This is a genomic window from Propionispora vibrioides (genome assembly GCF_900110485.1).
GTDB lineage: Bacteria > Bacillota > Negativicutes > Propionisporales > Propionisporaceae > Propionispora > Propionispora vibrioides.
The window spans coordinates 53,500-66,399 of record NZ_FODY01000014.1 but is presented as its reverse complement, the minus strand read 5'-3'; the positions used below and the strand labels follow the sequence as shown (position 1 = coordinate 66,399).

General features: G+C 42.7%; 16 protein-coding genes. 4 read left to right on the top strand and 12 right to left on the bottom strand.

The features are described 5' to 3' along the window. The 7 genes from BMW43_RS12095 to BMW43_RS12065 form a co-directional block, all read right to left on the bottom strand. Window positions 1-1,011, bottom strand: a complete 1,011-nt coding sequence (locus tag BMW43_RS12095) for a dihydroxyacetone kinase subunit DhaK (RefSeq protein WP_091747707.1) — start codon at window positions 1,009-1,011, stop codon at window positions 1-3. Between the two features lie 93 nt (window positions 1,012-1,104). Next, window positions 1,105-2,022 carry a cupin domain-containing protein gene (locus BMW43_RS12090; protein WP_091747704.1) on the bottom strand — a complete coding sequence of 306 codons (918 nt, stop codon included), beginning with the start codon at window positions 2,020-2,022 and terminating at the stop codon, window positions 1,105-1,107. A gap of 23 nt (window positions 2,023-2,045) precedes the next feature. Beyond that, the gene (locus tag BMW43_RS12085) at window positions 2,046-3,071 is read right to left on the bottom strand and encodes a PTS fructose transporter subunit IIC (protein WP_091747701.1); all 1,026 of its coding nucleotides are present in this window, start codon (window positions 3,069-3,071) and stop codon (window positions 2,046-2,048) included. A 5-nt stretch (window positions 3,072-3,076) separates the two neighbouring features. Continuing rightward, window positions 3,077-3,385, bottom strand: a complete 309-nt coding sequence (locus tag BMW43_RS12080; protein ID WP_091747698.1) for a PTS fructose transporter subunit IIB — start codon at window positions 3,383-3,385, stop codon at window positions 3,077-3,079. A gap of 109 nt (window positions 3,386-3,494) precedes the next feature. Then, window positions 3,495-3,983, bottom strand: coding sequence for a PTS sugar transporter subunit IIA (locus BMW43_RS12075; RefSeq protein ID WP_091747695.1), 489 nt, complete (start codon window positions 3,981-3,983; stop codon window positions 3,495-3,497). 19 nt (window positions 3,984-4,002) lie between these two features. After that, on the bottom strand, window positions 4,003-4,872 hold the full coding sequence (locus BMW43_RS12070) for a class II fructose-bisphosphate aldolase (protein ID WP_091747693.1): 870 nt from the start codon (window positions 4,870-4,872) through the stop codon (window positions 4,003-4,005). Between the two features lie 24 nt (window positions 4,873-4,896). Continuing rightward, on the bottom strand, window positions 4,897-5,751 hold the full coding sequence (locus BMW43_RS12065; protein WP_091747691.1) for a sugar phosphate isomerase/epimerase family protein: 855 nt from the start codon (window positions 5,749-5,751) through the stop codon (window positions 4,897-4,899). A gap of 347 nt (window positions 5,752-6,098) precedes the next feature. Between BMW43_RS12065 and BMW43_RS12060 the strand changes: the two genes are divergently transcribed. Beyond that, a complete protein-coding gene (locus BMW43_RS12060; protein ID WP_091747688.1) occupies window positions 6,099-6,857 on the top strand; it encodes a DeoR/GlpR family DNA-binding transcription regulator in 759 nt (252 codons plus the stop codon). A gap of 169 nt (window positions 6,858-7,026) precedes the next feature. Here the strand turns inward: BMW43_RS12060 and BMW43_RS12055 are convergent, their stop codons facing one another. Beyond that, complete coding sequence (locus BMW43_RS12055) at window positions 7,027-7,707, bottom strand: HAD family hydrolase (protein ID WP_091747685.1); 681 nt, start codon at window positions 7,705-7,707, stop codon at window positions 7,027-7,029. A 535-nt stretch (window positions 7,708-8,242) separates the two neighbouring features. Then, complete coding sequence (locus BMW43_RS12050) at window positions 8,243-8,611, bottom strand: MerR family transcriptional regulator (RefSeq protein ID WP_091747682.1); 369 nt, start codon at window positions 8,609-8,611, stop codon at window positions 8,243-8,245. A 75-nt stretch (window positions 8,612-8,686) separates the two neighbouring features. Between BMW43_RS12050 and BMW43_RS12045 the strand changes: the two genes are divergently transcribed. Next, complete coding sequence (locus BMW43_RS12045) at window positions 8,687-9,070, top strand: carboxymuconolactone decarboxylase family protein (protein WP_091747680.1); 384 nt, start codon at window positions 8,687-8,689, stop codon at window positions 9,068-9,070. A 408-nt stretch (window positions 9,071-9,478) separates the two neighbouring features. Further along, the gene (locus BMW43_RS12040) at window positions 9,479-10,270 is read left to right on the top strand and encodes a hypothetical protein (RefSeq protein ID WP_091747677.1); all 792 of its coding nucleotides are present in this window, start codon (window positions 9,479-9,481) and stop codon (window positions 10,268-10,270) included. A gap of 169 nt (window positions 10,271-10,439) precedes the next feature. Here the strand turns inward: BMW43_RS12040 and BMW43_RS12035 are convergent, their stop codons facing one another. The 3 genes from BMW43_RS12035 to BMW43_RS12025 form a co-directional block, all read right to left on the bottom strand. Beyond that, window positions 10,440-10,646, bottom strand: coding sequence for a small, acid-soluble spore protein, alpha/beta type (locus tag BMW43_RS12035; RefSeq protein ID WP_245732416.1), 207 nt, complete (start codon window positions 10,644-10,646; stop codon window positions 10,440-10,442). A 314-nt stretch (window positions 10,647-10,960) separates the two neighbouring features. Beyond that, window positions 10,961-11,773, bottom strand: a complete 813-nt coding sequence (locus BMW43_RS12030; protein ID WP_091747671.1) for a nitroreductase family protein — start codon at window positions 11,771-11,773, stop codon at window positions 10,961-10,963. After that, entirely contained in the window at window positions 11,760-12,428 is a 669-nt protein-coding gene (locus BMW43_RS12025) for a flavodoxin family protein (protein WP_091747668.1), read from the bottom strand. Before BMW43_RS12025 ends, BMW43_RS12030 begins: the two co-directional genes overlap by 14 nt. A gap of 111 nt (window positions 12,429-12,539) precedes the next feature. On the opposite strand from BMW43_RS12025, the gene BMW43_RS12020 reads away from it, so the two are divergent. After that, window positions 12,540-12,872: a winged helix-turn-helix transcriptional regulator gene (locus BMW43_RS12020; RefSeq protein ID WP_091747663.1), complete on the top strand. Its 333-nt coding sequence runs from the start codon at window positions 12,540-12,542 to the stop codon at window positions 12,870-12,872. The last annotated feature ends 28 nt before the right edge of the window (window positions 12,873-12,900 follow it).

The window sequence follows — 12,900 nt, the reverse complement described above, 5'->3', positions numbered from 1 at the left end:
TCAACTCCTCCTAAGCTGGGTCATGCCCATCGTTTCCACTTCTTCATCCAGGCATTCTTTCAATTCGTCATCCAGTTTCATGACGGTCAAGGTTATTCCGTTCATCTCCAGCGAAGTGAAATAGTTCCCCACGTAAGAAGCATATAGCGACAGTCCTTGCTCCCGCAAAAGTTCTTCCACTTCATTAAAGAAAATATACTGTTCCATAACCGGCGTAGCTCCCAGCCCGGACACCAGCACAGCCAGCTCAGCTCCTTTTACAAAGGGGACATCTTCTATGACAAGCTTCGTCATCGCTTTGGCGATTTCTTTAGCACTTGCCAGCTTCTCCACCCGTATACCCGGCTCGCCATGGTGGCCAATACCAAACTCCATCGTTCCCGGAGTGATTGAAAAGTTCGGCCTCTTATTGGCCGGAATGGTACAAGGCCCCAGCCCAACGCCTATACTTCGCGTATTATCAATCGCCTTTTGCGCTGCCCGTATCACCTCATCCAAGCTCGCGCCCTGATTGGCCTTCGCGCCGCCAACCTTCCACATGAAGATTTCGCCGGCCACGCCGCGGCGTTTTTCGCTTTCGCTTTTCGGTGCACTGGCTACATCATCATTGGCCACCACCGTTTTGACGGCGATTCCCGCATCTTCTGCCAGTTCCATCGCCATTTTTACATTCATATTATCACCGGCATAGTTTCCATAGAGACAGGCCACGCCTTGCCCCTGATCGGCAGCGCAAATGGCATCATAAAATGATTTGGCAGTAGGCGAGGAGAATATCTCTCCCACGGCAACCGCATCCACCATATTTTTGCCGCAATAGCCGATAAATGCCGGTTTATGCCCGCTGCCGCCACCGGTTACAACGCCGACCTTCTTTTTATTCTTGCAAAAGTTAGAGACAACCACCCTGGGATTTTGGGGATCAACATGAATCATGTTTTTATGGCATTTGGCAAAACCCTTCAGCATATCTTCCACGACAAAACCGGGTTCATTAATGATTCTCTGCATTCCTTCTCCTCCTCAGCTTTGTATTAACCTTGATCCATGGTTGTTAGAAGCCATACAGCCATTGGTTCTGCAATGACCGTATGGCTTTACTTCTTAAAGTTTTGTGATGGCAAACACAGCCTTCACCTGATGATTTTCGAAGTTTACCAGTTGGTATGAAGTACCGGCCGGAATAAAGAAGGTGTCTTCAGGCTCCATAACAAAGCTTTCCTGCAAATCCACCAGGTTTATCGTCAGCGGCCCGTCAACGCAATAGAGTGCCGCATCTCCGGCATGCTTATCCGGGTCCGAACATCTGGGACCATAGCCCCCACCGTTGGGAAGAACGAATTCGCCGAAATGGCCATAATCATTGCTGGTAATAAACCGCATCAGCATAGGATGCTTGGTACCGTGGACATTATTCAGTTTTTCAAAATCCCGTACACCGTAAACCGCACCTGTTTTTCTCGCCTCATGAGCATCAACCGGCCACGCACCGATGTCGTCGGTACATCCCTGGCGGGAAATATCCGCTATTTTCCCCTTCATATCCGGAAGTTTATCATTATTGGCTCCCTTGTAATACTTGGTCTCTTCGTCACTGGGAATAACCGCCGGCGGAATGTTTTCACTCCAGGCCTTAGGCGTAATGAAATACAGGATTCTTGCTTTGCTATCGGCAAAGTTATGGCAGCAATGCCAGGCGCCTTCCGGCATGAACAAGCCCTCGCCTGTCTGTAGATAAGCAAATTGTCCATTGCCGCTCCGCTGTACTACCGGACCATTTAAAATATAGTAGGACTCATCGCCGGGATGAATGTCCAGCGGAGCAAATACACCGCCGGGACCTAATTCGTAAATACCCAGCATAAAGGTATCGGTGGACACCATGGTAAAGGTATTATCACTGGTAAATGCATTGTCCGGCGGATACAGCGCTGTTGAATACTCGCTCTTTCGGATCAGCATCGGTCGTTTGTCCTTTACTTCAAAGGGGAATTTTTCCAAAATATCAACTAACTTTGCCATAGTAAAACCTCCGGTTTAATAAATTATACTGATTCTGCCACCTGTGTTTTTTTGAGAACTGACAAGCACGCTGCCGTAACGAATCCGCCGCAAAGCAAAGCGACTAAAAACAGCAGAATATTATTGGATAAAAAGAATACAAACAATCCACCATGGGGTGCATTCATAGTCAGTCCAAACAAATAAGATAAGGTGGCGCCCACGGCTGAACCTGCCATCAACGAAGGAATCACACGCAAGGGATCAGCTGCGGCAAACGGAATGGCAAACTCGGTAATCATGCCAAAGGCACCGGCAAATAGGCCAGGCACAGCCGCCCTCTCATTGTCTGTAAATTTCTGTTTTGCCGCCAGACAAGCAATCGCAAGTCCCAGCGGCGGAACCATGGAAGCAATAAAGTTAGCCGACATGGGCGCCCAGTTACCCGCTTCCGCCGCCGCAAGGGCAAAAGCATAGGCAACCTTGTTGCATGGACCGCCCATATCAAAGGCCAACATGCAGCCCTGGATAATTCCCAGAATGATTAATCCACCGCCCTGCAGACTTTTGAGAAAACTCTGCAAAACCTGGTTTAAAGTCGCAATAGGCCCACCAAGGATGTATACCATAAATACACCCATAATCGAAACGCTCAACAAAGGAATGATTAACGTAGGCAGCAAGGAGCGCAACGAAGCAGGCAGCGGGATCTTTTTCAGTTCATTGACCAGATAACCGGCAAAAATACCGGCAATTAACGCCCCTAAAAATCCGGCTCCCAGATAGTCGGCTAAAAACCCGCCAACCATACCGGCACATATACCTGGCTTGTCAGCTATGGAATAAGCAACATATGCCCCCAGCACCGGAGTCATCAAAGCAAAGGCCTTTTTTCCCACCCAAAACAGCGTAGAGGCAAAGCTGCCAAACTCCTTAACCGACGTGGGAATATTATAGCCGCCCAGGGCAAATCCCAGGGCAATCAAAATTCCGCCCGAAATAACAAAGGGCAGCATATACGATACACCGGACAATAGAGCTTCTTGTATCTCCCGCACTCTTTCCCTCATAACCCTTATTCCTCCCCGTCCTTATCAAAAATAATCGCTGGATTCTGAACCACTTGATGCGGTGTACATTTAAAAATTTTGTCTTTATAGGCGTCAAAGCGTTCCGCCTTATTGACCCTCACATCGTTGGCAAATACAATCAGATCGGCTGCTGCAATATCGCTGGTTGACAGCCTATTTTCAATACCTAACGCACCCTGGCACTCGACTTTGCATTCGAAGCCTCGTTCCTTACATATTTTCTTGATGGCCTCCGCCGCCATATATGTATGCGCAACACCTGTCGCACAGGAAGTAACACCAATCACCTTCACTGTTTTTCCTCCCTTGCTGCTTTGCGTACCTGGCAGGCATTACCCTGGCCCCAACCGGCGGGAAGTTGCTGGCGGTACCCTGTACAGCCACCACACTCCCGCCACAGGTTTAGCCTTCCATCTCCTGCTGGCATGCTCTCACGCCTGCAAGCATTTCTTCATACGTTTTTACCTGGTCCAGCTTTCTAATGAACTCCTGATGGGCCAGCAACCGCGCCAAAGAAGCTAACACACGCAAATGTTCATTAGAGCCTTCTTCTCCCGCAGAAACCGCCAGCATAAAAACATACCGCACATCACCTTCCTCATCAAAAGATCGATACCGGAAAGGTTCCTTGCATCTGATAAAACCGACTGCCGGCTTTATCACCGTCTCACTCCTGCCATGGGGCAAAGCAATCAAATTTCCCATAAAGGTCGATCCGCTATTCTCCCGTTCTTCCAGAGATTCAATATATTGATCAGCATTTTTTATTACACCGGCTTGTTGAAACTTACTGGCTAGACAATGAAATGCCATTTGTTTATTTCTGATATGGCCGGCATCCAGTATAACAGCCTCCTTAACTAAGACTTCTGCTAAACTAACCTGACTCATATATAAATTCTCCTGTCTGCTATTTCCCGTTTTTAAATACGGTCAGCACATCTTTTATATACGTTTTCATAAAATGGTAAGCTTCTTCCTGAATTTCATGATAGAAAGCATTGCCATTTACTGCATTTAACTTTTGGTAAATGTGTCTGCTGGTTGCTTTCGCCATATAGGAATAGTAATTAATTTTGGAGCAGCCGGCACTAATCGCCGCCCGTACCTGATCAGCATCGACACCACTGCCGCCGTGCATGACTACGCGGCAGTCTTTAGGCATCGCCGCCCGAATAGCCTTTACCCGGTCAATATCCAATTGAGGTTCCTCTGCGTAAATGCCGTGCATCGTCCCAAAACATACAGCCAGTGCATCTACTCCGGTTCTTGCGGCAAATTCAGCGGCCTGCTTCGGATCGGTAAAGCTTTTACGAATATCTTCCCGCGTTAACGGCTTACCGCCATGGGAATCTTCTTCCGTACTGGACATGATCCCCAGTTCGGCTTCCACCGTTAAACCCAGGTTATGGGCAACTCTAGTAAAGACTTGCAATTTTTCCACATTCTCTTCAAACGGCAGGGCACTGCAATCGTACATGATCGAAGAGAAACCGCAGCGAATCGCTCTCATAATGAAATTGTAATCAGTACCATGATCCAGGTGTACACACACCGGTACTTTAGCCAGTTTGGCATACTCCACCATTTTAGGCCCAATACTTTCAATGGGAATTAACGGATCATGCACTTCTGCGTGATCAATAATAATGGGAACATTCAGTTCCTCCGCTGCACCAATGATAGCCCGGATTGCTTCTACATTCGGTGTGTTAATGCAGCCAATCGCATATTTTTTCTCCTCTGCATCTTTTAAAATTTCTTGCATGTTTACTAGCATAGCTAACTTCCTCCTAGTTTTTATTTATAGTTCCTGAACAATTTTCTTCAGGTTAGCTAACCCTTTTACAGCCAACTCTTCGCCTGTATCGGCAAACTTTCTCCAAATAGCGCATTGACCGTTCAATTCTTCAAAACTGGGATCAAACGACTCAATTACACAGGGTCCTGTATAGCCGATTTCATTAAGAGCAGTAAAAAACTCTTTCCAGGGAACCAATCCGGTTCCCGGTATGCCTCGGTTATTCTCACAAACATGTACATATCCAAGGAATTCTTTGCCACAGGTTTTAACAGCTTCCGTATAACTGGTTTCTTCCCGAATCATATGGAAGCAATCCAAATGAACCCCCATATTGCTTGTTCCTACAGCTTTGCAGTAACGTACTCCCTCTTCTGCCGTATTGATGAAATGAGTCTCAAAACGATTCACCGGCTCAACACAAATTTTCAAATTTGGGTGTTTCTGCAATGCGTATTCAGCTACGATACGCATACTGCTCACTGAATGGTCCCATTCTTTTTCTGTTTTTGGTTTTCCGGTTAAGCAACCCCATCCGGCATAATTCACACCGCCAAGAATGTCCGAGCCTAATTCCAAATTGATATCTACCAATTTTTTCAACGATTCAATTCCTTTTGCCCGGATGGCCGGCTCATCGGCAATAAGGCTGTTTTTTTCATTTAATGTTGTGCTGGTTACAGCCTTTAGTTTCGTCTTGGCTAATTCACTTTTTACTTCCTGAATGGGAAATGTTTCCGGATGAGCAATGGCAAAGTCGATGGCCTCAAATCCCAGTTCCTCCGCTTTTTTGATAATCCATAAATCCTTTTTGGTAAATACCTCCGTCCAGATAAATGTGTCAACACCAAACTGCATTAGAATCCCTCCAGTTGATTTATAAATTTCGCTATTTTTACCATGTAAAATTAAATCTGAGTAAGAATAGCGATCTTCCCCCTTTTATGTAGGTATTGCAAAAGATCTTAAAGGCAGGAACCTGACATCTAACATTGTTCGCTGCCGGCAAGCAGTTCAACGCCCGCAATAACTTTGATTACAACTTAAATTATTGTTTTTTAGTCTTAAAACCAACTATAAACAAATTATATATCTTGATTTGATTGTTGTCAATTATAAAACTTAATCATTTTTCTTCTTTTACTTGACTTAAAATCTTAAAATTATATATAATTTTGATAAAACAATAATTAGGAGATGTTAACTTGGCAAAGCCAATTAATAATGAACGTAGGAACAATATTGTCAACTATGTCATTAATAACGGTTCCGTAACCGTTATTGAACTGGCTGAGAAGTTCAACGTGTCGACCGAAACCATCCGTAAGGATCTTGCCTATCTACATGAAAATAACATTTTAAACAAAGGACATGGAACAGTTACAGCTGCCAGCTCCTACCTGGAAAACGAATTTGCCTTGAAAGAAAGAGAATGCCTGGATGCTAAAATTCACATCGCCCAGAGAGCAGCAACACAAGTTCCTCAAAACGGCGTCGTATTTCTCGATTCGGGCACGACGGCCCTCCAGTTGGCCAAAATACTAAATTTACGAAACGATTTGATAATCGTTTCTAACTCGGCGGTAATTCCCCAGGTATTGTCAACTTCGACAAATCAGGTTTTGATTGCCGGTGGCGAATTGCGCAAAAGGAGCTTTTCTTATGTTGGCAATTGGGTTTTACAAGCCATCAAACAAATTAAAATTGATGTCGCCTTCCTTTCCTGCAGCGGTTTTCATGCTGATGGCCCATCCATCCACTCTTACCGTGAACTCGAAATAAAACAAGCCGTAATCACAAGCGCCAAAAAAACGATCCTAATGGCTAATACCGATAAATTTTTTACGGAAAGCCTCTATCGGTATGCCTCTTTCTCTGCCTTTGATTTAATGATTACAGAAAGAAAACTGACTCCGGAGGAAAGAAAACATTTTCCGGAATTATTAACTATCATGGATTACTAACATTCCGCCAGTAAGCATAATAGAAAAATAGAGCATAAATTCATGTACATTGGGTTCGTTCGTCCTTTAACACTCATATAGATTTTAGAGATGGTTTCCAGATAATAAAAAAAGGTTGTAGATAGACTGTCTATCTACAACCTTTTTCAAATAATATATAGAATTTATGTCAATTAATATCGCTTTTTAAAGTACTAAGATAACATTTAACTTCTTCTAAATTATCAAATATTTTGACTGCTTTAGCTTTTATTTCATCGTTTGTCTCAATACGGTCCGGAATAAAAAATGCAGGAATCCCCGCCAGATGTGCGGCTCTAATCCCGGATAAAGAATCTTCAAGAACCAACGCTTGCTCCGGGAGAATACCTGCTTTCTTACAGGCCTTTTGAAATATTTCAGGTTCCGGCTTTCCACAAACAACTTCATCCCCTGCAATCCAAAAATCAAAGTATTCTAATGTTCCAGTGTCTTGCAAAAGTTTACTGACTTTATACGCTTCACTACAAGAAGCTACGCAGGCTGTAATATTATTCAATTTTAAATACTTTAGTAATGAATACAGCCCTCTTTTTTTAAAACTTTCTTTCGATATATTACAATCGACCTTTGCTGCTTTTAAAGCCTGCTGATACGCTCTCCATTCCGTGAGTGGAACTTCCAGGCCATAAATCTCAGCCATAATACGCATTACATTCTTTCCTGTCGTTCCTATAAACCGATCAGTAATAGCTCGATCCATAGAAAAACCAAATTTTTCAGATGTTTCAATCCATGTTTCATGCGAAATATTTTCCGTATCAAACATTAATCCATCCATATCGAAAATAACTAGTGCAGGATGATTCATAAAATCCTCTCCTTTCTAAAACCTTCTAAATAAGTTAAAAATACTTATTAAAAATGATACTAGCAAATAATTACAATACACCATTTTTATTTTTTATTCAACAAACCTAGAAGTGATTTTCAAATTCGTGCGTTTAAAAATGGATTGAACTATTTACATTATACATTATATTGAAATAGTCCAAATCGCCAAATAAATCCAAACAGTTCGTAAAAAATATTCATAACTAAGATGATATCGCTGAGATGACACTATAACCTTTTTGCTTTTTCTTCTTTATTACAACACTCGATACACATTGCTCTAATACTACTTAATAGGTAACTTATCATCTTATCATACCCATTGTCTATTATAATAAAGAAAGATGGCCTGAAGCAACATCACTTCAGGCCATCTTCTTTTATTCTGCATTTTGATGAACTACTCCATTGGGTTTCGCTTCTTTTGCAATATCATGCCATCGTCAGTACGATTATATAAAATTCTCTATTATAGTCGATACCAACCGGATTTACATTACCCAATCTCGTTATTATGACTCATTATTGTCTAATTTGTGTTGATATATCTTAATTTTTTCTTCCAGATTTCTCAGGTTATTATCCCATTGGGCCTTTTCCCGCATAACCTTCATTTTGTGGGTTTCGAGTATTTCTAATCTTCGTCTAGTGGTCGAATCGCCTTGATAGCGCAGTACAGCGTACTCTCTAATATCTTTTATGGGCATACCGGTATCTTTTAGCTTTTTGATAAACAAAATCCAGTCAATATCTTCTGTCGTATAATACCGCCGTTTACCAGAATCTCGCTTGACAACAATCAATTGTTCCTGCTCGTAGTAGCGAAGTGTGGGTGCACTAAGATTGATCAGCTTTGAAAATTGTCCTATTGAATAATTCATTGAAAAAATCCTCTTGACTTAAAGTATACTTTAATATTTACAATTCAATTATACTAAATACAGGAGGTCACAACAATGGAATTAAGTCGATTTGAACGGGGATTACAAAAGCTAGGAGAGGTAGATGGTACAGCCGGAGAAAATGTAATTAACGCTCTTAAGGATATTGCACCCGATTTAGGCAGATACATTGTCGAATTTGCTTTTGGTGATATATATAGCCGGGAAGAATTAAACCTCCAGGAACGGGAAATTGTTACCTTATCAAGCTTATTAACCCAAGGCGGTTGTGAGAATCAGTTGGAGGTACATATCAATGGGGCACTAAACGTAGGAATTACGCCAAATAAAATTATTGAAGTTTTTATGCAATGCATCCCTTATACAGGATTTCCGCGGATTTTAAATGCGATTGGAGTTGCTAGGAAAGTTTTTGTTGCACGTAAAGAAGTATTGTAAAGTAATATACCAAGATTTAATATCTAGCTAGCGTTCAACTAATTAAATATTCAATACCGTATTAAAAAAATCATGCCACACTTTCAATGCCTGAAAATAAAGTAGAACCCGAAAGTCCAAATTTAAACTTTCGGGTTCTACTTTATTTTGCATTCTGCTGGACTGCTCCATTGGCTTTCGCTGCTTTTGCTATCGCCTGCTCACCGCATTTAACCCTTTCTCTGACTAGCGAACCGACTTCGCCGGTGCTTATTATCCGACCAATGCGGTAGGATTCCAATGAGTTCCTGTGATTAATAGTAAGGGGCTTATACCTTTGCCATTATATAAAAAATGGCATAAGACGGAAGGGATAATGCGGGTTATAGCGAATGGGAATTTATGGTACAAAATGATGGAGGGATTTATATGAAGAAAGATTTACTAAAAGTATTAACCGGGGTTATACTTAGCGCATTTTTACTTTTCAGTTATATTGCAAGTGTTGAAGCGGCGCTATATACCAGAACTTTAACGGAGGATACAAGAATAACGCCGGCTGGGGTTATAGTGGCAACATGGTCTAATATCCCTAAGTTTAAGCAAGGAACCGCTGTTACGCTTAACGAGTATGGTGAGGTCTTTGAAGGTACATTAGCTGAAGATATAAGCTTGCCATATGAAACCGGGACAGCTCAGGATGCTGCCAGGACAGCATACACGCCTGTTCCATTTTATTTTTACTCCTATACAACGCAGGAACCAACATACAGAGTTCTTTCCTTTAAGGGTGGCACAAAAGTTACATTCAATGATAAGGGTGAAGTTATTCATGGTACAATAAATGGTTCTAATCAGAGTATCACCCTAAATCAAACAAATCATATACTTGTATCTAACGGCGAGATAAGTTTTCATAAAAATGGGATGGTAGCCATGTGTAATTTGTCCAATGATTCCTATCTGCGGCCTGTCGGCTGGCTACAAATTTTAACGGAAAACTATACAGATAACTCGGCTTGCTCGGGACTTGTTGAATTCAAGGGTGGTAAAGCAATTATGCTAAATGAGAAAGGCGAAGTACTCAAGGGCACATTAAACAAAAATACCAAGCTGCTGTCACTAGGCGGTATTCTGTCAGCAGTCAGTATTAAGGCTTATGAAGCTGGCACTACAGTAGAATTTGATGATAAAGGCATTGTTGTAAAGGCTTCGAAGTAACAAGTGCAGTGAATTAACTGGCGAAGCTAGTCAATTAATAATGCATGGTACCACAGGGATGATAAGTGTGCCACCCAAAAGGTAAATAAACTACCTCAACAGCATAATATTCTATTCATAATAAAAAAGATGTCTTGAAGCTCAATACAAGCTCCAAGACATCTTTCATTTATTTTACATTCTGATGAATTTCGCCATTGGCTTTCGCTTCTTCTGCGATTGCCTGCTCACCGCGTTTGATTGCTTCTCTGACCATCGAACCGACTTCGCCGGTGGTTACATCCGACCAGTCATGGTCTTCGACCTTTTCACCAAACCCGAGATCGTGCGCTAATTTATATTTCGTTTCTTCCGACATAACTTTTCCCATATACATCCACCTCCAATTATAGTTTAGGAAGCTTGGGGAACCACTAATTTATTCGCACGGCACGTCCTGGCGAATCTTTTTCCGTCTGACTGAGTCAGCAAAAACCTTGAAATAGTCCAGCTATTCCTGCTGTTTTTACTTCCCTGACAGATAAAAAATCTCTCGCCATGCCGGCAGGCTCATTAAATTAGTGGTTCCTTAAATGTAGTATTTGTTTTATGCCGGGAGATATTCTATTAAAATATATCCAAACAGCAGCACAATCCTGTGAATAGTTTGTTTATCAAATCATAAATTTCCTGAGTTTATATATTTTTACATTAGACATAAATGACTGATAACGGGTCCCTGTCCGGCAGGCGTCTAAATGTATATTGCGGGTAGCCGGCCATAACAGCGCCTGTAATTACGTTTCCCTCCGGGACCGGAAATAAGGCAAGCAACGGAGCATAGCCATCAAAGATACACATTTCCAAAATTCCAGCCCAGCAAGAACCCAAGCCCAAAGCAGGGGCAAAAAGTTCTAAGTAGGAAAGAGCGGAAATGGTATTTTCCCGTCCCCTGGCAAAACCTTTCGGCGCCATGGCCAGTATCAAATGCGGTGCATTACGCAGGACCGTGTCCTCTTTCCCTTGTCGCCAAGCCTGTATATGGAGCGGCATACTCTTGTGAAACGGCGGTGTAGCAACCTTCGCTTCCATCCATTGCACCGTCAGTTCCACCACCTCCCGCAAAATTTGCCGCTGTTCAATAACCATATAGGATATATTCTGGCTATTGCTTGCCGTCGGAGCAAAGCGGGCCATATCCACCAGCTTTGCCAACTGCTCATGGGGTACAGCTTCCTGTTTGTAGCGCCGACTGGAGCGCCGGGAACGCAAAAAAAGTGCTGCCTGTTCCGCCGAAATTTTTGTACTACTATGAATCTCCGTTTGCTTTGTCAGCGGCGCCCGTTCATGATTCAGCGCTTTGGTCGGACAAACAGCTACGCAGTGACCACAACTATTGCAAAATTCCGGATTGACCGCTATAGGGCCTTTATTTTCCTCCATTTTTAATACTTTGATCGGACATACCTCGCAGCAAATGCCGCATTGTACGCATAAGTCTGGTCGGACCTCAATCAGCGCCATTGTCACCGTCTCCCCCGGTCAGCCGGATTCCCATCTGAAAAGCACTCTCACAGTCTATAGGAAATACTTCCTGATGCCGTTTGAGCTTGTGCGCGGCATCAAATCTGGACGATTCATATTTGGAATAGTCGGAGAACTGGTACGTATCGGTAACGTAAAGCGATTCGACCCTGCCGAATATACGACCGGCCATTTTTTCATTGAAGGAAAAATATTGATCATAGCCCCATTCTTTCATAACTTGTTCAGAAACATTCATCGTGTAAATAAAACCTAGGTCAACCTTTTTCGGAAACAAGGATGTACCGGCTTCATCATAAACTAAATACGGAAAAATCAACCGCTCCATAAACGACCTCATTTCTCCCGTTGCCGTTCCCAGATAGATCGGCGATCCCAGAATTAAGGCATCGGCCTCTTCGATTCTGCCTGAAACAGGCTGCAAATCATCAGCAACAGCACATTTGCCATAACTTTTGCCGCCTTTCAGCTTGCAGGCAAAACAGCTTCTACAGCCTGTAAAATGCAAATCATACAGATGAATCAGTTCGGTTTCGGCACCGCTTGCTCTGGCCCCCTCCAATGCCTTTTCCAGTAAAACCGCCGTATTTCCCTGCTTGCGGGGACTCCCATTGACTGCAATCACCTTTTTCATAGCATACCTGCCTTTCTTTTTTATAAGAAACTCTGCTATAATTGTATAATAAAGAAAAGAAATGAGAAGTATGTACTTTTAAGATAGTTACTACCCAAAAGGAGAGTATATATGAAAAAGTGGTCAACAGAAACCTGCACCTGTTCTATTACTTATACCTTATCTATTATCAGCAGTAAATGGAAATGGCTTCTCTTATACAAACTCTTTCAAAACGGCGTCCAGCGTTATGGTGAAATCAAACGCAGCATCCCACCGATTACTCATAAAATGCTGAGCCAGCAGTTAAAGGAGCTGGAGGAAGAAAGCCTGATTAACCGAAAAGAATATCCTCAAATCCCGCCTAAGGTGGAATACTCTCTAACAACCAAGGGAGAAACGCTCATCCCTGTTCTGGAACTTATGAGTCAATGGGGCGCCGCCAACAAGCCGGCGGTTAAATAGACGAACATCTTTCTTCCTTATTCAGTCA